Raw genomic sequence first — 20959 nt, 5'->3', positions numbered from 1 at the left:
GAAGCCCGTCAGGAAAGGCTGATGAAGTTGGCCGCCTGAGCTGCTAAGGCGTGTCCAAACAACCGGAGCCGGTACACTCGACGCTGCCGGAAGACCGCATTTGCGCGCCGCAACTCGAAGCAGCCGTCGCAGCGGTCATGGGATTGATGTCTGAGAAAGTCAACATCTTCGTTCAGACCGTGTCGCAAGACGAGGTCGACTTACACTTCGGTGTGTACGAAAGAATGCTCGCGGAGAAGTTCGGCACCATACCGCCGCTACAGTGACATAAGAGCGGATTTATGCCCGACCACACCGATTATTTCATTACGTTTATTGACTTGCTAACCAGGCGTTACTAAATTTTTTTCACGAAAGGCAGTAACGCCGCAACACCGTCGGACGGCTCATCGACTCAGTGGACGCAGCAGCTTGGGAAGGCAACACTGATATGGCCAGAACTCAGTCCGTTAGTAACCGCTCGTTACGGTTCAGGCGTGCATTCAACGAAGGGAATCGGTCCTCGGAGGCGCGAGGCGCCACTCAAGAACTTTATTGGAGGAACGGTTAGCGAGAGTGAAAGGGAAAACTGGTCGTCGAGGGCGTGACAGCGCCGACAAGCCGGTCGGCTAACTGCGATATCTTTCTTGAGCGTGAATCGGCGATATGGCCGAGGGAATTCCGGTACATACCGGTACGCAAAACGTACTGTCGCGTGGCCGCAGCATGCTGCGGCCTTCGCGTATTTACTGCCTCAAGAACCACCCGTAATGCTTAATCTTTGTTAAGGATACCTGCTCGTTTCATTTCGTCTTTGGGCCGCACGCACATGAACTCCTACGGGTATGCTTCGCTTACTGCGCGACACTTTGCTGTTGTCCTGCAATGTGAAGCGAGCAAGGCGGTTTGCGGCGACCGCTAATGCGAACGAGAAACGAGTCGGTCGTCTCTACACTCCGACTGTTGTCGGCGCTCTCGCCCCTTTCTCAGCCCGAGGAATGTCTAAGGTGGTGTGTTTCGGGTCGGCATGGTCTGCTACCCTCGTCGAGTCCAAATCGGTCGACTTTTGTACGCCCGCCTGCATAGCACAATGACGGTGTAGTGTATAGAATAAAAGCACGCGTACTGCTTTCAGCCTGCTTCCTAGAGCTAAACATGCAGGAGCCGTCCGAAATCTCTATCGTCGAGCGCACGCAGCGCGCGGGGGCGCTTATCACGTCGGAACTCGACTCCCGCTCTCGGCGCGCTCCCGACTACGCCGCTGAGAGCGCGGCGCTGCACGCACTGGCTAAAGCGTTTACTACGTCTCCCAGCGCGATGCTTCAGACGTTGGCCGACACCGCGCTTGCACTCTGTCGCGCCAGCAGCGCCGGAATCAGCCTTCGCGAACACCAGCCAGGTCAGCCGGAGAGTTTCCGTTGGATTGCCGTGTCCGGTCGATGCGCTCAGTTCGTCGGTCATGTCATCCCGACCGACGAGAGCCCCGCCGGCGTGGCACTTAGCTTAGGCGCACCTCAACTTATCGCTTTTCCGAAACAACATTTCCCGTGCCTCTCGGTCGTCGAGCCCGGCATATTCGAAGAACTCGTTGTACCTGTTCCCGGCGCGGCCGCCCCGCGCGGAGCGCTTTGGGTCATTTCTCATGATGCCGGCGTGCAGTTCGACAGCGAGCATCGTCGTATCCTGACGAGCCTGGCAGACTTCGCTTGCGCGGCATTGAGTGTCGCGGACGCGAAAGCCAGCGCAGAAGCGCGCGCCGACGAGGCCGAAGCGGCCAGAAGTTCGCTGTTGCAGGCCGAGGCGGACAAGGACAATTTCATCGCGACATTGGCTCATGAGCTACGTTGCCCCTTGGCACCCATAGACACGGCGCTGGAGGTGGCGCAGAAACTTGCGGCCGAAAATCCTGCAGTCCTTTCGGCCCTTGCCCTAGCGCACCGTCAGGTTCAGCAGATTAAACGTCTCGTGAGCGACTTGCTCGATGCATCGCGCGTCCGACACGGCAAGCTCTGTGTCAACCTCGATTACTGTCTGATTGGTGACATCGTCAAAGATGCCATCGCCGCTGTCGGCGAAGACGCGAGAAGGCGCAGACAACATTTGCGCGCGACCTTGCCGCCTTACCCCGTGACGGTGTATGCCGATTCGGCGCGGCTGACGCAGATTGTCTGCAACGTACTGTCGAATGCGGTGAAATATACCCCTCGGGGCGGCGAAATTAGTTTCCTCGTTGAGGCACCCGACCCAGACGTATTGGTCGGCGACGAGCTGTCGAGATGGGATGTAGTCATCTCGGTGACCGACACGGGTATCGGCATCGCACAGGACCTATTGCCGCAGGTTTTTGAGTTGTACGCGCAATCGCCCTACCTCGGGACGCGTGCTGACGGGGGCTTGGGTTTAGGTCTTTCAGTCGTTAAATATCTAGTCCAAGCACATCACGGAATCGTGACAATCGCGAGCGACGGTGAAGGCAAAGGAACCTGCGTCAAAATGCGCCTGCCCATCGTATGCAAGAGCGGCAACGGGCATTCTGCCCCGACCACACACGGCATTCCGCCTGCTCGAATCTTGCTCGTCGACGATAGCTGCGACGCGACCGAGGCGCTCTCGATGTTGTTGGCGCTCGATGGACATGAAGTGCGGCGCGCACAATGCGGCTCTGAGGCACTGGCCATTGTTGAGTCATTCACGCCGGACGTGGCATTGATTGACGTTCACATGCCGGGCATGGACGGTCCGACGCTCGCCGGTCTGCTCAAGCAGCATCCCCAATGTACGATGACTCGACTCGTGGCCCTTACCGGAGATACTGCCCCGACCGAGCGCCAAGACGCGGTGTTTGACTGCTACCTTGTCAAACCGCCGGCGCTGGAGGACCTGAAACATGTGTTGCAAGTCGAGCAGCCGCCGCGACCACCGGCTGACAGCACCTAATGGCCTTCTAAATTCGAACACGAGCGAGCGTTGCGACTAATCGGTTTGTAACGTACACCCGTCCTTGGCTAGCTTCTGGCAATGACGTAGGAGGTCGATGTTCGTGCGGTGCGCGATGAACCACGGGACGCCCGCGTACCGTAGTATCGGACGCCTTACGCGGAACTCGAACATCTTCGGGCCCACCTGCTTGAAGAGCACGGCGTCAGTCGCATGACCTACCGCATACTCGCCCGTGACCAGGCCGGTCTGCTGCGCCCCGCGCATCGTTAGCCTGCCATCAGCAGACAACTGGAAGCAGACACTCGAGAGGACGCAGTAGCCAATCGAAATGACGACAACGGGCTTTGCGACCACCTTCGCGTATTCTCGAACGGACTCGATTCGCCGTTTGGAGGCTAGTGCAGCGATGGGCATCACGGCGGTCACATAAGCGTTTACCTGCGACGGATATTACTCAACCGCTGAATCGGCCGCAATATTATCCGAACACCACCTACGGCTTTTTGATGCCTTGCAGTCAAATTGACCGACCAGCACCGCGGCGCACAACAACCGCCGTTAGCATTCTCATGAGACGACCTGCGGGCCGGGAGTCAGCGGCCCAAGAGCAGCCCATCGAGTCAGGTTGGGGCGCGGTCGCGAACCAACGAGCCGCAGCGCACGCGAGCCGTCTCTGAACGAGAGCCATTCGACTTCCATCCCCTCGCACGAATCGGCAGCATCGGCGAGGAGGCCGCGAAGTAAAGTGAATTCGAGTCCTCCCTCGCGTAGAAGGTCAAACGCCGAGACCAACCGTTCTGATTCGCCAGACTTCGCCTGCCAACGATTCAATAACGTCGCCGCTACTTCGGCGTCATGCACCATCTTCCTCTCCAAGTTCGTCCGCGGGGTGGCCCTCGCTGCAGGCCGCACGTATTGGGCATGGTAGCAAGTTTTGTGCAACGCAGCATGAGGTGCATCTACCTCCGGCTTCGGATTCGCCCGCGAGCGCTGGATACCGCACTTTTCGTGGCTGCCGCGTACCCCAGACCGGGACGAAGCCCACCTTGTCCGAGGGATAGCCGTTCCTGCACCTAACCATTCTCATGGCCGACGATGAGACGGAAATTCGGATGGTTCATTGCGCAGTTCTCACTGCACATGGCGACGACTTGTCTACAGCGATGGGGCGAAGCCGAGGCCCGGGCGAAACGGTCGCGTTTCGGAAAGGTTTGACACGCGCGTCTTTCGGGTTTCTTTAACTATGATTGGTACGACACCCAGGAGACGGGCATGGGGAGGCGAGCGGTTTTCCATAATCATCGGCTGGTTCAGCTTGACATGAACATAGCCATGACCGAGCGACTGATACATGAGCATCGGTCCCGAACCGCGCGTCGTCCCTCACACTGCTCCTCATCCCACGCAGCCTTAGCGGCTCTTCAAGATAGCCTTGATGCTCTCTTGTACTATAGAAACGTATTGCTGCAATTGAGTACCGCTGCAGAGCATGATGAAGGGTCTTGACCATCGATTCGACTGCTGCATTCAAATCCGTAGCCAAGAGCGCTGCGTCCTCTCGACGCTTCAACGGTGGTCCTCTTCCAATATTCGCCATGGAGCAAAAGCAGCAACGAGAGAACGCCCTTCAAAAGCCCATAACCAGCCAGGCCAAAGACGGCCGCGCCCAACAGGGTCAAAATTAGACCGGCAATCCGGTCGGCCATTGCCGTTTTCACGTATTCGCTCTCTTCTTTTCGCCGCATCAACGCGGAGCTTACGCCTCGCGTGCCGACTGAGCGATTTAGCGAATCGAGCATTGCCCCGTCCAGCGGCCGAAAGGCTAAGCGAAAAACGTGAGTTTGCACGGTGTCGCTTATTCGTCGGAACTTCCTCATTGAGCTTCTGGTGCGTAGCTGAAGCAATGCAGGTCGTCGTGCGCGACGGCACCGCGGCCCGTCGCTGCTGCTTTCCTCTCGACCTGCTCACGACTCCGCGTCTCCGCGCTTTCTTCGAACGGCCAACTCTATTGCATCGTTGAGCGCCGATACTGAAACAGGCTTGGTGACATGGGCATCAAATCCTGCATCCGCGGTTCTCTGCCTATCTTCCTCGAGTCCGAGGCCCGTTATAGCAACAATCGTTGCCTTCCTGCTTCTCGGTTTTGCCCTCAACAAAGCTATAGCTTCGTATCCTGACATTCCTGGCATCGACAGGTCGAGGAAAATTAGGTCGGGCTCTTGCGTTTCAGCGACCTCGACGCCGTCCTTGGCATTAAACGCCGTCGTCACCGAATGTCCGTCCACCTCTAGCAGTGCCGCTAGGCTCTGTGCTGACTCAGTGTTGTCATCAACAACGAGAATGCTCAAGGGGTGGACTCGGCCTAATGGCTGACAACTAACTGTGCAAGATTGCTGGACCACGGGTCCTGACAACAATGGGAGGTGAACTCTAAAAACGGTTCCTTGTCCCGGTCCGTCGCTCTCGGCGATGACGCTGCCACCGTGTAGGTCGAATATAGAGCGTGCGATTGTAAGACCGATACCCAGCCCGCTATCCTCCTCCTGGATAGTTCCGGGCTTTTGCTCCTGAAAGAAGAGCGCAAACACTGACTCGAGATTTTCTTTCGCAATGCCGCGTCCAGAGTCTGCGACGCTGAGCGTACACGAATGACGTTCAAGCGCCACTGATAGCTTTACCCTCGAACCAACCGAAGAAAACTTACTCGCGTTGTCCAAAAGGTTAAATACAGCTTGCGTCAGTCGCACCAAGTCTCCGGAGACCAGCAAAGGTGTATTTGGTAGCTCAACTACCAATGACTGACTTTTGGTATCAAGCATTGACACGACGTTCTCAGATGCGCGCTTCACGACCTCATGCAAGTCAAGCGGTTGCAAGTACACTCGAACTTTGCCCGTGGTCAGGCGCGCTACATCGAGTAGGTCATCGACCAGCCTGGTTAGATGCGACACCTGTGGTCCAAGCACACCTTTCGCATACTCGAAAATGTCTTTTGGTGGTAAATCAAAGCGCTCAAGCAAATTAACGATGTTTCGAATCGGTGCGAGCGGATTTCGAAGCTCGTGGCCTAACAGAGCAAGAAACTCGTACATGCGGTGGCGCGACGCCTCCAACTCCTCGAGCCGATGGCGCTCGGTCATGTCACGCGTCACCTTGGCGAAGCCAATAACCTTGCCGGTAGCATCTTTGACCACGGAAATTACTACGCTGGCCCAGAAGACGGAGCCGTCTTTGCGTACCCTCCAACCCTCTTCTAAGCAATGGCCCGACGCGCGTGCCTGAGCAAGGTTCGCCTCTGGAACGCCCTTTCGGACTTTGTCGTCTGGATAGAAAACCGAAAAATGCTTCCCAATAATCTCCTCGGCAGCGTAGCCTTTGAGGCGTTCGGCTCCTGTGTTCCAACTTGTAACGATGCCGTTCTGGTCCAGGCTGAAAATGGCGTAATCGACCACCGCGTCCACGAGCAGCGCAAACGTCACGCGCTCGGACGCAATATGGTCATGAGGCATCGCTGTATCATCTGAAGGAGAGTCTTTCGGCATCGCGGCGTCCTGCTGGTGCGCGTCGTCAACACCGCCGGAAGGCGTCACCATCCGGCACTAAAAACTACAGTCCAACCATATTGGCCAGCAATTTTTGTTCCGATTCGGCATCGGTTCGAGAACGGCGCCGGCGAACGTAGTCTCGCCTTGCCGGTTGGCTGATTGACCTATTGGTCCGCTGCCGCCGCCCCACACCCTGCTCCGGCTACGCACATGTGATGGACGCCACGCCCTGTATTGTGCGTACGAAAACTGCTGCCCAAGGGTTAGCCTGTCGTCGCTCTAGGTCGGTGCGGTATTTAAGTGCGGACCTCGCGGTGTGGGCGAACCAGACGGGGTGCCAGCCACGAATGCGCTGAGATGGAGGGTGAAATTGAAAAACATAAAAATCGAGCTACTTCGTCCGACACAGGTAACGCACGGACTACGCGAAATTCGTCAAAAGACGGAGGCCTATCTCAAGCTGCGAGGTCACGACTTGCAAATGGCTATTGCGGAGAAGCCGGTTCCCATCGTGATGGGTTCGGGAGACGTTCCGTATGCAATCGACCATCACCACGTTGCGACCGCTCTTTGGCTGGCGAAAGTAAAGAGCGTACCAGTGGTTCTCGTGAAAGACCTCTCGGCGCTTTCAACTGCCGACTTCTGGCTCACCTTGGAAAACAAACGCTGGACTCACCCGTACAACGCCCACGGCCAGCGTGTGCTCTTTTCTGACATGTCCAAACACATCTGGGACCTGGAAGACGACGAATTTCGCAGCCTGTCCGCCTCGGTTCGCGACGCCGGTGGATACGAAAAAACATCCGTTCCTCTCGAAGAGTTTAGATGGGCCGACTTCTTCCGACAGGCCTTACCCCCCCGAGAGCGACGCGGAGTTCGCATCGCTCGTCGAAAAGGCACTGAAAATGGCGAAGAGCAAACCTGCGATGGGACTTCCAGGTTATCTCGGGCCGACAGACTGAACGGCGGTCCCCACCCCGAGGAACGGTTTCGCTTATGCGTTCAGCCCACTGCGCATAGGGACATTCACACGCCGAGGAATGCAATTCGCGTCAACGATACCTCCTTGATGACGGTCGCGAATCACAGCTCGGGATTCAACAAATCGCCTCGCACTATGTCCTCGCCGAGTTTGACCGCGGCTTCTTTCGCCGCGTCTTTCGACGCATAGGGGCCAATGTCCTCTGCGCCCGAAAAGGGATAAAGCAGTCGAGCGTCTGCTTGGCGGATGACCTTCAGCGTGCCGATGAACCTACCTAGTGAAGGTCGATAAGACGCGTACACAGCGTAGTCGTCTCCACCCTTCTCGTTTTCTGAGGTGGCTTCAGACCATCGAAGGATGGCGCGTTTCGGGCGGTGCGACATTGTAAAAATGTGGTTCACATTTTGACGAGTCTTCCGCCCAAGCAATAACTATTCCAAACGTAAAGCCCAACCCTGCGAGCGCACCAACTTTGGGCATACATTTTGCTGACGAAACAAAGGGTAAGCTCACAAGGTTGCCCCTTCGCATTCCAGCAAATGGCAAGTTGCTCTCGGGTGGCTTGCCGGCACACATGGTAGGAGGCGTTATGGTGATTCACTTCATCAGATGCCAAAAGCTGTTCTACATGGACGGAGCCGTTTTCGAAGAACAGTGCCCTGTGTGCGGCTCTTCAGATGCCGCTCCAGTTTCATCAACTATTATTTTTGCTGCGCCGCCAAAACCTAGCCGCGCTATCCTTGAAACCGCAGACAGCCCAATCGTGGCAGACCCATGTCTGCAAGCAAGGCAAAGCATCGTCGGCCGCACGTGACCCGGCCGTGTTTCCGTGGGCGCCCATGTCTTTTTTTGGCCGCGGAAGGTCGCGATGTCGCCGAAGAATGCCCACGGTTGTACGTTCCTGCGCACGGTCAATCCCCGTCAAAGCAGCAGTCACTTCTAGAACGCGGCGCTTGCGGGACCCAACTCGTTTTATTTGGCGGTGGGACAGATAGCGTCGAGTTGTGTCGCCGGGGCGCTCGCTTCGAATGCTTCAGGCTACCGTAGGCGTTTCCGTGGCGTCGCCGACGTCGGCATGCTTCCAGGCTCGGGACCCGCGAGCTTCGCTCGCGAGATGCCCCCGACCCACGCAGTCGGTGAGCGTCCTTCACACGTCGTTAGCCCACTGCAACCGCCAAACATAAGTCAATCGCGTAAGATTGTTTGAGAAGTCTTTTGACGTGCACTGCGTAGGCAGACACACGCCCCATTCGCTCGGGAAACCGCCGCTTTACTGGTCTGGCTTGCTAATCTCATGACCCACGTCGTCAATGATGATTTGATAGAGTCGCTCTGGCGACAGCGGCTTTGTGCAGACTTCCGTAAATCCTTCGGCGATGAGTTTAGCCTGTGTATCGGTGCCGGAGGCGCCAGTCAGCGCAATCATCTTGGTCGCGCGAAGATTTGGACGAGTTCGAAGGTGCTGCAGCAGGTCTACGCCCGTCATTCCGGGCATACCGATGTCAATGAATGCAACCGCAGGGTCGAAGTTTTGCACAACCTGAAGCGCTGCGGGTCCGCTGAAAGCCGTACGTACTTCATGGCCGTCGAGCGTGAGTAACATCTCGAGCGCTTGCGCAGAGTCTGCGTCGTCATCGACGAGGAGAATCTGGGTGGGGGGAGCAACTCTCGATGCCACTGTAGTAGACGCCTCCACTGACACGGGCACCGATGGGAGAGTGACCCGAACCGTCGTACCTAGGCCCTCACCTGCGCTAGAGATAGTGACCGTCCCATCATGCCGCTCCACGAGATGTTTCACGACGGCGAGCCCGATGCCCAGGCCCCCATCGGCCTGTCGATGACGGTCCTCGGACTGCTTAAAAAGGTCGAACACGTGAGGCAGAACGCTTGAGTTGATGCCTACGCCTTCGTCTACCACCGTGATTGTGGCGGTCGAGGGAGCAACCGCGTTAGACGAGCCGTCCGAGCGCGGAGCCACTTCTACATTCAACGTTATCCCGCGCTCAGCAGGCGTGTACTTCACCGCGTTGGACAGAACATTGGCAATGACCTGCGTCAGCCTCGATGCATCTCCGAAGACCATGACAGGAGCATCGGGTTGATGCACAACGAGCCGTTGGCCGAGGCGCATAACGTCTGCTCGCACCGATGCGACGGCGTCTTCCACGATGGTGCCTAGATTTGCGTGCTCCTTTTTGACCGTAAGTTTTCCGTGACGAATCCGAGTCGTGTCCAGCAGGTCGTCGACAAGGCGCGACAAACGCCTCATCTGACGCTGTGCGACGCCGGTTGCGGCCAGCGCCGCCGTGTTACCCGTCGAAAGCCGTTCTATAGTCCGCAGGGCTGCATCAATGGGCGCCAACGGGTTGCGAAGTTCGTGGCTGAGCATCGCGATGAAGCTGTCCGTTCTCACCTCCGCCTCGTGAGCGAGCGTGACTTGGTGCTCTGCCGACTCGGCTCGCAACCCCAGTTCCTCGCGTGTCCGCTCGACTCTCAACGCTGAGCCAGCGACACTCGCCAAGGTCGCCAGAATTCGGCGGTCCTCCGCGTCGAAGTGATTCGTATCTCGTTGCGATACTACCCACAAGGTACCCAGCGGACCATTGACTCCCGGAATCGGGACGACAAGACTTTCGGTCGCGGCTGGGAATATATCGCTCAGCACCGGAAAGTACCGGTGTGGATAGCGGAAAAGTTGAGGCTTCCCTGATGCCAAGGTCATTCCGCACGGTGTATCAGCAACAGGTGAAGTCCGATTCGCCGCGTCGGCAAAGTGCCCCGCGGTTGCAACCAACTTGAAGACAACCGACTCTCCCGGAGCCGCCTCGAGAAGCGTGACGCCAGCGCAATCCGCACTGCACAAGTGCATGGCGTCTTTCGTGAGAAGAGTGAGTATCGAGGACTCACCGCGCGCCAGAGCGTCCGCGAGCTGTCTCAGGACATCAATTTCTTGTGCGAGGTCGGAAGGGCGACAGGCTCGGACCTCGAGCTCGGCGGTGATAATGGCATCTGCGTAGCGGGACCAGATGACCTCGGGTGTGGGAGGCGGGATGGTCATGTCGCGAATCAACGTCAAGGGAACCGGATTTGTCTTGCAACGGAATTTTGACCGCTTTTCGATGACAGAGCAATCATGGCCAACAGGCGGCATTCACGGCAACCCAGCGCGACATGAGTGGACTGATACCCACGTCCGCGTGCGCTCTGAACAGGCGAGGGTTCGCTAGCGACTCGACCGCGTGCGTTAGCCGAGCAAGCGACACAGGCTTTCTAAAGTACTGGGTCCACGGTGGATTGGGATGCTCCGGTTCGGGCCGGCCAGAGAGTAGGATAATCGGAACGCTTCGGAAGATAATCCTCTGGCGGAGCAGCGAACAAAACTCCACTCCGTCCATCAAGGGCATCTGCCAGTCGGTGACGATGACGTGCGGACAATGCGAGGCGAGCAACTCGAGCCCCTCTCGGCCGTTCGCCGCAGCAAGGACCGAATGCCCGGCATGCTCCAGCGCGACCTGCAAGCTCGGTAGGTTGGACTCGCTATCATCGAGCAGGAGGACGGTAGCCATGATTGAAATGAGGTTTGTCCACCCCACAGCAACGCTTGTGCCGAAGCGCCAGCGCATTTAACCGGCTTTGTGTTTGGGTGAGGTCCTTCCGCCTCCGGCGCTAACCGATAGCATCGCCGCCCCCCGAGCAGCGCCTCCGGTCCAAAATCATTCGGCCGCGGCTAGCCTTAGTCCACTTCTTGCGATTTACTCGTTGACCTCGCAATGCACCTTATTGCCGCCCAGCCTCTCTGCGCCTTACTCTTAGCTGTGAGCGCTGCAATATAACTACATTGAACGAAAGCTGGACAGCGCACGAACAATGTGACAAACAACGAGCGATGAGGACGCGAGTGAAGTGGCCGGCAAATTCTTATAACTGCTCTGGTTGGGAAGGCGAAATGGCGGAGCGTATCGCCGCCTTTGACTGGAGGGATACCGAGCTGGGTCCGATACAGCGTTGGTCGCATAGCCTGCAATCAGCGGTCAGATTCTTATTGGGCTCGCCGCTGCCCTTGGTCATGCTTTGGGGCAAGCGGGGGTCGATGATTTACAACGACGCGTACTCCCTATTCGCAGGCGGCCGACATCCATTCTTGCTGGGGAAGCCCGTCGAGGAAGGCTGGCCGGAGGTTGCGGAGTTCAACCGGAACGTCGTAGATACCTGCCTCGCTGGCGGAACGCTCTCATATAAAGATAAAGAACTCACTCTTCTGCGGAGCGGCGTCCCTGAGCAGGTATGGATGGATTTGCACTATTCGCCGGTGGCGGACGATGACGGCCGGCCAGCGGGCGTTATTGCAGTCGTCTTTGAGACCACCGAGAAAGTGCTGGCCGAGCGAGAGAGACGAGTTGCCGAAGAAAAGCTGCTGAAACTAACCCAAACGTTAGAAGAGCGCGTCGCTGAGGCGGTCACAGCACGCGTTGAAGCCGAGGAACGCTTCCGTCAAGTGCAGAAGCTGGAGGCCATAGGCAATTTGACCGGCGGAGTGGCACACGATTTCAACAACGTTCTGCAGATTCTGTCGTCGAACCTCGAACTCGTTCGACTGGCGACTCGACAAACGCCGAATCTCGAAGGCCGCTTTGGCGCCATGTCAGCCGCCATAGCTCGCGGCAGCAAGCTCGCCTCACAGATGCTCGCATTCGCGCGTCGGCAGCCGCTTAATCCAAGGACGACAAACCTCACCAAGTTGCTCGGGTCAATGTCAGAGCTGATGTTGCGAGCGCTTCCAGAGTCTATAACGTTGACTGTTGAAGTCGCGCCCGACGTCAACAACATCGACGTCGACCGAAATCAGCTTGAAAATGCGCTGCTGAATTTGGTCATCAACTCGAAAGACGCTATCGGCAAAGCCGGACGCATATTGGTCGATGTACGCAATTTCGCTGGGGGAAATCAACTGCCGGGCGGCCCCACCCTGCCCGTCGGCGATTATGTGAAGCTGTCCGTTACCGACAACGGCCAAGGGATGTCTGCGACTGTTCAAGCTCGCATGTTCGAGCCGTTCTATTCAACAAAGCCGGAGGGGCATGGAACTGGATTGGGACTGTCGATGGTGTTTGGTTTCGTCACGCAAAGCGCCGGGTTCATTGATGTAGAAACAGAGCTGGGGAAAGGAACAACGATTTCGCTCTATTTCCCGGCATGTGACGGCGACGAAAGCGTCGATGAGCGGGTCGCGAATCCGCACGCGCTGCATGGTGGAGAGACCATCCTTGTCGCAGAAGACGATTCGGCAGTGCGCCTCGCCGCCATCGACATGCTTGCGCAACTTGGCTACAAGGTCCTGTCGGCACACGATGGTGACTCTGCGCTTGCAGTGTTGCAAAAAGGTCCGCCCGTTGATTTGCTTTTCACCGACGTTGTAATGCCAGGAACAGTAAGGAGCAGCGAGCTCGCAGCCATCGCCAGCGCACCGCCGCATCGCGCCGCGGTCGTCTTCGCGTCCGGCTATTTACGCGACATCATTTCGCACGAGGGCAGGCTCGAGGAAGGCGTTACGCTACTGGCTAAACCCTACAGCCTCGATGAGCTCGCGAAGGCGGTACGGCTTGCACTCGACTCTCGCGACTGACTCGCGCCATGAACTGAAGCGGCACGCTCCATGCTCGTTCTCTGACACAGTGCGCTTTCGGGGGAAAGCGACTACGTGGGCACTGGTTCGCGCTGACACCATTGCTTATAAAACATCTAACCCGCGCCGTTCCTTTAAGATGCACGAAGACCACTACGCCATATGCAAATGACACGACCGGCCCATGAAGCTCGGAGATGGACCTCACGGACCTTCTTGGCTCGAGGCCGCTTACCGCGTATCCTTGTTGTCGATGACAACAGCAGTGGCGCCGACGCACTCGCTGCATACCTAGAGATGAGCAAGCATAAGGTAACTGCGGTGTATGGAAGCGCGGCCGCGATTGCAGCCGCGTGGGTATGGAAGCCGGACGTCGTTCTGCTCGATATTTCCATGCCGCGCATTGACGGCTTCGCCGTCGCTCGCGCCCTCAGAAGCAATCTGCGAACGACGGCTTCGGTGATTGTCGCTCTCACTGCACATGACGAGGGATTTGTGAGAAAGAGGTCGTCCCACGCGGACTTCGACGCATACTGCCAGAAGGGCCTGATGCTCGACTCGCTCTCAACCCTGCTCGCCAGCTTTATGCGAGACGTTCCTCCCTGAGCGGGAAACGCTGGGCATTTATAAACCACATCCCGGACACGGAACTGCATCCGAACTACGTTGGCCCCTCAGTCTTATAACGGCAAAAAAAGGCGACCCGGAAGTCATCGGAATGCGCGCATCAGATTGATTCTCGAAGTCTCGATAAGATATTACTACGGCAGGTTGAAATCGTTGGCGGCTAACCTGGAGGCACGCTTCCGCTAAAAGGCTCCGTTCGCTTGGTTTATTAAAGAAGCCCTATATCACGGAGTGAACTCTTTTCAAAGATATAGGGACGTCGTTTATACGTTTGCTTCGCTGGCTTTAGGAAACCGCCGTCGGTTCTATACTCCCCGGCTTTTCCATCCCTTGCTCGCGCCTCAAGGCCCGTTCCGTTTTCAACGGACCTTCTTTCTCGTAATCACTGAGCCAGCCTCGAGGGGCCAATTGCTAGCCCTTGAAGAGTGCAACGTTGCTTATCCACCGGACGTCAGTGCAGCAATCGGTCGTTCAAGGGTTGTATGACTGGGTGGTGCTCTTCTCGACCGATGCAATCCCTGTCCGGTTTGCCTACGGGAATGCCCGGTGGCGTATTTCAACTCGTGTGCGCTCCTTTGCCACTTCTTGTCGGAGGGAAATGCTCGCCTTCGACGCGCGTGCCCCAAAGATTCGTCCGCCGTCTTCATAAGCGACCAGATAGATGCTGGACTTCTTTTACTAACTCGCCTGGCTTATCAGCAGTATCGCCCGCATCGTTCTCTCTACAGGTGAACAGGACCGACGCCTGAAAAATCTTGTCGCGCACGGGAGCTGGTAGCCTATCAAAGTTCAGGGTCTTGCAAGTCGGCCTCAACAATTTCGCCGCCGAGCTTTGCTGCCGCCGCCTTCGCAGCGTCTTTCGATGGAAATGGGCCGATGTCGTCCGCCCCGTCGAACGGATAAAGCAGTCGGCTATCCGTTTGTCTGACGACCTTCAAGGTCCCGAAGAAGTTTCCAATATGCGGACGGTACGATGCGTAAATCATGTAATCTTCTTCGCTTTTCCCTGCCTTCGCCTCACGCATCGGCTTGCCTAAAAAAAGAACAAGTTTGGCTTTTCGGGAGACAGTATTTGGCATGATGCAGCGAGAAGAACTGACGCGGGTATTGCGAAGCGTTGTAGCAATCGGTATGCCAAGCCGCCAGTCGGCCAGTATGTGCAGGCGGAGCAATATGAACTTGGAGCCTTCCTCCTTTCCGGTCTCACGACGGCTCTCCACGCAGGGGAGCTGCCCTGCTAGCAATCAATCCGGCGCCAGTGCAGTGCACGACTTTCCGATGAGGCGCATTCCAAAGTGCATCGAAGAATCGAGAGCGATTGACATTTGAAGCCGCCCACGTTATCGCGCGCGGAGAATTGCGGGCAATCGGCATACATCGATTTGAGGATGTGAAAGTCGAGGCATTTCCACGTTTGTTCGCACAACCATCTCGGGTGTCGGTTCAGGTTGAACCAACTTTCTCGGCATGCGAGCTTCTCGGTAACTCGCTTGTCTTGTGCCGAGCAACCGCGGGCCTGCTGACTCCCCTGTAGTGGCTTAACGCTCGTGGCCTTTCACTTTGAGACAGGGAACGCATCCGCATGTCCATCTACGGCCATGCGGCTAATCAGATATTCAAGCACCTGCCGGATTTTAGGCAATGCTTCGCCAGAACAGTCTGGGATAATGAACTTGCCCGCGCAATCTCTGCGGACTTCAATTCCCTCAGCATCATACTCACTACTGCCGGGAAACAAGTCTGGATACTCGTTCACATGCTGGTCGATGGAGGGCCAACAACTACCGAGGTCGTCAGCTGGGTGAATCCACTGAAAATTCTCCTCGAGCGCCGAAAGTTTGAACACGAACTGCGAACTAAGAATATCCAGCGGGTCATCGGTGCTTTGCTCGAGAAAAGTCGGACTGCGCATGCTCTCACCTTCGTCAAACTGTCGCTCTGTAGGCACCTTGAGCATATCGAAGGCGAATGCTTTTCTCAACGAAACGCGTCGTCGAGCCATTACGACAGATGGTTAGGCACCTGGAGCCGCAGAGAAGTCGTGCGCTGTAATAGTAACCTTCATGACGGAACCAGAGCTAAGGGCTTTGGCTTACCTCAGCACCGTTTGGGCCAGGATGGCTAGTCGGCTGAATCCGTAGACTCAGCGTCGTCTGCGCCGGGCGCAGGCTTCGAAAGGTCGTCCTTGGGCGTCACGGCGGATTCATCACCGGGCAGAAGCCGAACGTCCGGATTCGGGCTCAACCGGCGCGCCAGTTCGAGCGCCGCACGTCGGTCGCTAACCCCGTCACGAAGGTTCTGCCTCCCCTGCGCGGAATTTCGATACGCCAGCCACCGCCGTTGTCCGGACGAATGGTGACTTCGGCGTCGTCCGCGCCTTCAGCTGTCAACATTGCACCTGCCCTCGTCTGGTCCAAGACTACAAGGCTCCCTCGTCAGCGACGTCATTGTGCCACCACGCGTCTGGCCAGCAACCGCTCGGGGCCGACGGCAGGATGACCACATGTCCTGCGTAAGCCTCAGCTTGAAATCTGTGGGAAGTTTTGCATTGTCTTGTCGTTTGTCGGTCCACTGGAGCGGCTCCGAAAATTCGCACCGCGAGAGCATTCAGCGAACGCGAGTGATTAGCGAAGTCCGCACCACGCCTTGCTACGTCCCCATTCGCTTGTAACTTTCGGGCGATAATCCTAAGACCGTGGCAACCTACCCTTCACATTTCGTTCTTGACCAAAGGGCAGCGGCAGGCCATAGGGCACGACGCTTGCGATTTTCGAGCATCGAAACAAGGGAACCAAAATGGTTGCGCGCAAAGCAGCGTCTTCCTCTCCCCTGCAGCGCTATCAAGAGAAGCGGAACTTCGAAGCCACTTCCGAGCCGTCTGCGCCCGCTCGCGCGAGAGCGCGCCGCGGCGCGAAGCTATTTGTCGTGCAGAAACACTGGGCCAGTCGGCTTCACTATGACTTTCGGCTCGAATTGGACGGCGTCTTGCTGTCATGGGCGGTACCAAAGGGGCCGTGCTACGACCCGGCAAAGAAGCAAATGGCGGTGCGCGTCGAGGACCATCCTGTCGACTATGCTGATTTCGAAGGGACGATTCCGCCCAAGCAATATGGCGCAGGCAAGGTCATCGTCTGGGACCGTGGGACCTGGGAACCAGTTGGCGACGCTGCCAAAGGAACGGAAGCGGGGAAGCTCGTTTTCAAGCTGCACGGTGAGAAACTCGCCGGGCTATGGGAGCTGGAGCGAATATCGAAGCCCGGCGACAAGCAACAGGCCTGGATGTTGTTCAAGAAGCGAGACGAATGGGCGCGCCCACTTGCCGAGTACGATGTCATCAAAGCGCTACCAGACAGTGTCGTCGCGCATCCCCTTGGGCTTATTGAACAGCGCGAGCGTCGAACCCGACCGACTCCACGCGCCAGTGCATCTGAGCTTGACTTGGCTGCCGCCGTCACCGCGCCATTGCCTGCAAAGCTTGAGCCCCAGCTTGCGACGCTCGCGAGCTCGTTGCCGACAAGTGGGAACTGGACAACCGAAGCGAAGCTCGATGGTTACCGACTGCTCGCTCAGGTCGACAAGAAGCGAGTGAAGTTGCTGACCCGCAATGGACACGATTGGACATATCGCTTCCCTCTGCTCGTAGGCGAGCTCAACCACCTGCCGCTCTCGAGCGCGTGGCTGGATGGCGAAATTGTTGTGCTGAAAGACGGCATTCCAAGTTTCTCTGCTCTTCAAAATGCTATTGACGGACGAGGAAACAAGGACATCGTGTTTTTCCTCTTTGACCTGATGTACCTCGATGGCAGAGACCTCCGGCAAGTGCCGCTGTCGACAAGGCGCGCGCTGCTCGCACCGCTTCTGGAGACTGCCGGAGAGCGTCTGATGTACAGCCAGGATTTTGACGTACCACCGGCGCAGCTATTCGAAGCTGCAACCGGGCTGGGTCTCGAAGGACTGATGCTCAAGCGACGCGACGCGCCCTACGAGTCGGGACGGACGCAGACTTGGTTGAAAGCAAAGGCAAGGTTGAGACAAGAGCTAGTTATTTGTGGCATGACCGCCCGCGCTGGTATTACTGGTGAAGTTGGCAGCCTGCTACTCGGTTATTACGACGGAAACAAGCTGAACGATGCTGGAAGTGTCGGCACCGGTTGGGATTCGAGAACCGCACGAGACCTCTGGAAGCGCCTCCTGCCGCTTGAAATCGACGCAGCGCCGTTCGACACGCCGCTCAAGAAGCCCGGTCGATGGTCGAGGCGCGCGGCCGGGAGCGAACGCTGGGTTCGACCAACTCTGGTGGCAGAGGTCGAGTTTGCAGAATGGACGGCCGACGATGTTGTTCGACAAGCGTCGTTTGTAGGTTTGCGTCTAGACAAGGACGCTCGCAGCGTCGTCCGCGAAGCGGGCACAACACAAGCCCCCGAAGCCGAACCACGACTGAAGATAAGCCACCCGGAGCGCGTCATTGACGCGTCAGCGTCGATTACGAAAGCAGACCTGGTTCGATACTATGCAAGCGTTGCGCAGTGGATGTTGCCTCATCTGAAAAATAGACCACTCGCCTTGTTGCGCGCACCTGAGGGCATTGGTGGTCAACTATTTTTCCAGAAACACGCCGAACGAACAGCAATGCCCGGCCTCACCGCTCACGACCGCGAACTGTGGCCCGGGCATCCTCCGTTGTTGACCGTAGACACGGCGGACGCTCTGTTGTCTGCAGCGCAGATGAACACCGTCGAGTTCCACACGTGGAACTCGACGGTGCCTCATGTGAGCAAACCCGATAGAATCATCTTCGACCTCGACCCCGGCGAGGGTGTGAAATGGTCACACGTTCAAGAGGCAGCTGTTTTAGTTCGCACCTTGCTGTCGGAGCTCGACCTGCAAGCATGGCTGAAAACTAGCGGTGGTAAAGGCCTGCATGTGGTCGTGCCGCTGGCCCCGCGCCTTGAGTACGCGACGGTGAAGTCGTTCTCTCAGTCTTTCGTTCGCCATCTTGCCCGCACAATTCCGGAGCGATTCTCCGCGGTATCAGGACCAGCCAATCGTGTAGGCAAGGTCTACGTCGACTACCTACGCAATGGGAAGGGGCAAACGACGGCTGCTGCATTCTCGGCGCGCGCCCGCCCGGGGATGGGTGTATCGATGCCAATCGCTTGGGAGCAGCTTTTCGACCTCAAGAGCGGTGCCCAATCGAACGTTCAGACCGCGCGTGAATATCTCAGTTTTCAGTCGCGCGACCCGTGGACAGAATTCTGGACTTCTGGTCATTCGCTTGCTGCGGCAATCAAGCGTCTGCCATAAGTGCCTCGACGATGCAGTCAGCGCTAACGTGAGCGAATCGTCGATTTCTAGGCGCCGGGCGCAAAGCCGTTGAGTTCGCCACAACCTACTGCATCAACGACTATTCCGATTTCTCGGTCGAACTCAAACGTATGTGCTGCCCGCTGCGGGTAACGCAATCGACCGTCTCCGATGCACGGTTTTGCCTTCGTTACGTAATAGCGCACTGCGCGCCTGGCTCGTGGAATAAGGTAAGCATGCGCAATTTCGGAAACAGAGAGGCAATGCAAACCAGCGCACTGGGCTGCAAGCACGACAACCTACCTCTGGCTCGGTGGAAGTTTGTCTGCAGTGAGCCCATCGAACGCGTCCCGCGCTGCCTGCAATTCGGACATCGCAGCGGTCAGTCTTGCCAACATCAATGCGGGTGCCGCACCGCCCGTATCTTGGAAGTGCCCCTCAAGTGCGGTCGAAGCAAGCTGAACCGCGCGAGCGGCGTCCGCGATACGCGAAACCGCCACGGCCTCTTCATCCCGTTTTTGGATTGGTTCCATGTGTTCTGTCTGCAATTTCGCCGGCAGGCGCCGAGCGACGCGTCCCGTAAATGCTACGCCACGCTGGGCGCCGTTGCTCGAAGAGGAACCGCAGCATAGAACTGCGTGCGCGGGCCGAAAGTTGGATGGCGCGCAAGTTCGAGCGAAATACGGCCAGACGTTTGAAATGACCTCGGGTGCGCCTTCCCAACATCGGACATCAGTGGGTGACCGGGCGGCCCGGCGGATAAACGGCGATGCTTACAAGGACGCATGGACCAATTCGACAACTACACGAAACTCGACTGCCGGTGCCAAAGCGCAATGACCTCGAAGGTCAGCCAGCTCCTCGAATTTTTAATCGCTGACGCGATGACCGATATTGAGGTGGTCGCAAAAGAGCTCGGCTTGGAAGATGAGATGCGCGACCGACTTCGGCGGTCGCTCGACGAATTGGCTTGCGCGCAGACCGTTGTCGAAGCCATGCGCATTGGATTCGCTGTGGATGCGCCCGACGACGGCAGTCGCGAGGAGGTCAACCCGATGGAGAGCATCTTGCGAGCGATGATAACGCTCGCAACCAGGTGGCCTCAAAACTACGGTGCCGACGCTGTCGAATGGCTCGTGCTCGGCGAGCTCCACTATTGAATCGCAATGCCCGCGAGCTTGAGACCTTCCGCCCCGCCTGCCTCCGAGAGATGAACCCCTCTCGGACCACGTCACCCGACCGCTTTCCCGCAAGACTAAGGTACAAGCGTTGTTTTTGGAGAAAAGAATGCGAGAAGTGCCTTGTTTTAAGACCCTTTCCAATTGCGCATTGCGAAACCGGCTGCTACGCTAGCCGCCAGCTTACGACGACGCATGTGCCGCGCGCTCGACGCCGGGGTGCTTCGTCTTAAGCAGCGTTTAATCTCTAGGAGAGCCTCAATGGCAACGAAGAAAGCTGCTGCTACGAAAACTGCTGCACCGGCTAAGAAAGCCGTAGTCGCGAAGAAGGTCGTGGCTGCAAAGAAAGCCTCCGCGCCCAAGAAGGTCGCTGCAACCAAGACCGCTCCGGCGAAGAAGGCTGTTGCGGGCACCACGCTCAAGCCGGTGAAAGACACGTTCACCAAGGCGTCGCTCGTCACTCATGTTGCTACGCAAGCAGGCGTCGAGCCGAAGCAGGCGAAGGCCGTGTTGGCAGCGCTCGAAGACACGATTCTGGGTGCTGTGAACAAGAAGGGCTTGGGCGAGTTTACGCTATCCGGCCTGCTCAAAATCAACGCGCAAAAAGTGGAAGCAAAGAAGCGTCGCTTCGGCAAGGACCCGTTCACGGGTCAGGAGCGTTGGTTTGACGCCAAGCCGGCGACCGTGAAGCTGAAGGTGCGTGCTCTCAAGAAGTTGAAGGACGCGGCTGCCTAAACGCCCACTTTTCGTGTTGTTCAGAAGCCCGCTTCGTGCGGGC

The 20959-nt window shown here is 57.4% G+C and carries 15 protein-coding genes and 2 pseudogenes; 8 read left to right on the top strand and 9 right to left on the bottom strand.

Annotated elements, in window-relative coordinates; translation table 11 throughout:
- Positions 1–71: 71 nt before the first annotated feature.
- A pseudogene (locus AWB78_RS24310) lies at positions 72–266 on the top strand (hypothetical protein); the annotation flags it as partial.
- Between the two features lie 868 nt (positions 267–1134).
- Positions 1135–2916 carry a hybrid sensor histidine kinase/response regulator gene (locus tag AWB78_RS24305; protein WP_062608544.1) on the top strand — a complete coding sequence of 594 codons (1782 nt, stop codon included), beginning with the start codon at positions 1135–1137 and terminating at the stop codon, positions 2914–2916.
- A gap of 570 nt (positions 2917–3486) precedes the next feature.
- Here the strand turns inward: AWB78_RS24305 and AWB78_RS47710 are convergent.
- The 3 genes from AWB78_RS47710 to AWB78_RS24295 all read right to left on the bottom strand — a co-directional run bounded on the left by AWB78_RS47710 (position 3487) and on the right by AWB78_RS24295 (position 6512).
- Positions 3487–3783, bottom strand: a complete 297-nt coding sequence (locus tag AWB78_RS47710) for a hypothetical protein (RefSeq protein WP_198399337.1) — start codon at positions 3781–3783, stop codon at positions 3487–3489.
- Positions 3784–4367: 584 nt separating this feature from the next.
- Positions 4368–4718, bottom strand: a complete 351-nt coding sequence (locus AWB78_RS46715; RefSeq protein ID WP_157697617.1) for a hypothetical protein — start codon at positions 4716–4718, stop codon at positions 4368–4370.
- 165 nt (positions 4719–4883) lie between these two features.
- Positions 4884–6512, bottom strand: a complete 1629-nt coding sequence (locus AWB78_RS24295; protein ID WP_062608542.1) for a hybrid sensor histidine kinase/response regulator — start codon at positions 6510–6512, stop codon at positions 4884–4886.
- Between the two features lie 322 nt (positions 6513–6834).
- Here AWB78_RS24295 and AWB78_RS24290 point away from each other — a divergent pair.
- Positions 6835–7426: pseudogene (locus AWB78_RS24290) on the top strand (ParB-like protein).
- A gap of 121 nt (positions 7427–7547) precedes the next feature.
- On the opposite strand, the gene AWB78_RS24285 reads toward AWB78_RS24290, so the two are convergent.
- The 3 genes from AWB78_RS24285 to AWB78_RS49805 all read right to left on the bottom strand — a co-directional run bounded on the left by AWB78_RS24285 (position 7548) and on the right by AWB78_RS49805 (position 11015).
- Positions 7548–7829, bottom strand: a complete 282-nt coding sequence (locus AWB78_RS24285) for a DUF6723 family protein (protein ID WP_062608541.1) — start codon at positions 7827–7829, stop codon at positions 7548–7550.
- Between the two features lie 887 nt (positions 7830–8716).
- Positions 8717–10507: a hybrid sensor histidine kinase/response regulator gene (locus AWB78_RS24280; RefSeq protein ID WP_062608540.1), complete on the bottom strand. Its 1791-nt coding sequence runs from the start codon at positions 10505–10507 to the stop codon at positions 8717–8719.
- 73 nt (positions 10508–10580) lie between these two features.
- The gene (locus AWB78_RS49805) at positions 10581–11015 is read right to left on the bottom strand and encodes a response regulator (RefSeq protein WP_198399336.1); all 435 of its coding nucleotides are present in this window, start codon (positions 11013–11015) and stop codon (positions 10581–10583) included.
- Between the two features lie 380 nt (positions 11016–11395).
- On the opposite strand from AWB78_RS49805, the gene AWB78_RS24270 reads away from it, so the two are divergent.
- Both AWB78_RS24270 and AWB78_RS24265 read left to right on the top strand, forming a co-directional pair.
- Entirely contained in the window at positions 11396–13072 is a 1677-nt protein-coding gene (locus AWB78_RS24270; RefSeq protein WP_082883414.1) for an ATP-binding protein, read from the top strand.
- A 162-nt stretch (positions 13073–13234) separates the two neighbouring features.
- On the top strand, positions 13235–13678 hold the full coding sequence (locus AWB78_RS24265; protein ID WP_062608537.1) for a response regulator: 444 nt from the start codon (positions 13235–13237) through the stop codon (positions 13676–13678).
- A gap of 803 nt (positions 13679–14481) precedes the next feature.
- Here AWB78_RS24265 and AWB78_RS24260 read toward each other — a convergent pair.
- From AWB78_RS24260 to AWB78_RS46710, 3 genes are all read right to left on the bottom strand, one after another.
- Entirely contained in the window at positions 14482–14919 is a 438-nt protein-coding gene (locus AWB78_RS24260) for a DUF6723 family protein (RefSeq protein WP_232477846.1), read from the bottom strand.
- 335 nt (positions 14920–15254) lie between these two features.
- On the bottom strand, positions 15255–15680 hold the full coding sequence (locus tag AWB78_RS24255) for a hypothetical protein (RefSeq protein ID WP_157697615.1): 426 nt from the start codon (positions 15678–15680) through the stop codon (positions 15255–15257).
- Positions 15681–15939: 259 nt separating this feature from the next.
- Positions 15940–16092, bottom strand: a complete 153-nt coding sequence (locus AWB78_RS46710; RefSeq protein ID WP_157697614.1) for a hypothetical protein — start codon at positions 16090–16092, stop codon at positions 15940–15942.
- A 403-nt stretch (positions 16093–16495) separates the two neighbouring features.
- Here AWB78_RS46710 and ligD point away from each other — a divergent pair, with 403 nt between their 5' ends.
- From ligD to AWB78_RS24235, 3 genes are all read left to right on the top strand, one after another.
- Positions 16496–19003 (top strand): DNA ligase D, encoded by a 2508-nt coding sequence (gene ligD, locus AWB78_RS24250; RefSeq protein WP_062608534.1) that lies wholly within the window; start codon positions 16496–16498, stop codon positions 19001–19003.
- 785 nt (positions 19004–19788) lie between these two features.
- Positions 19789–20163 (top strand): hypothetical protein, encoded by a 375-nt coding sequence (locus tag AWB78_RS24240; RefSeq protein ID WP_062608532.1) that lies wholly within the window; start codon positions 19789–19791, stop codon positions 20161–20163.
- 279 nt (positions 20164–20442) lie between these two features.
- Positions 20443–20916 carry an HU family DNA-binding protein gene (locus AWB78_RS24235; protein ID WP_062608531.1) on the top strand — a complete coding sequence of 158 codons (474 nt, stop codon included), beginning with the start codon at positions 20443–20445 and terminating at the stop codon, positions 20914–20916.
- Positions 20917–20959 lie beyond the last annotated feature (43 nt).

This window comes from Caballeronia calidae (assembly GCF_900044055.2).
Taxonomy (GTDB): domain Bacteria; phylum Pseudomonadota; class Gammaproteobacteria; order Burkholderiales; family Burkholderiaceae; genus Caballeronia; species Caballeronia calidae.
Note: the sequence above shows the minus strand (reverse complement) of the source record. Positions and strands in the feature narration are given on the sequence as shown.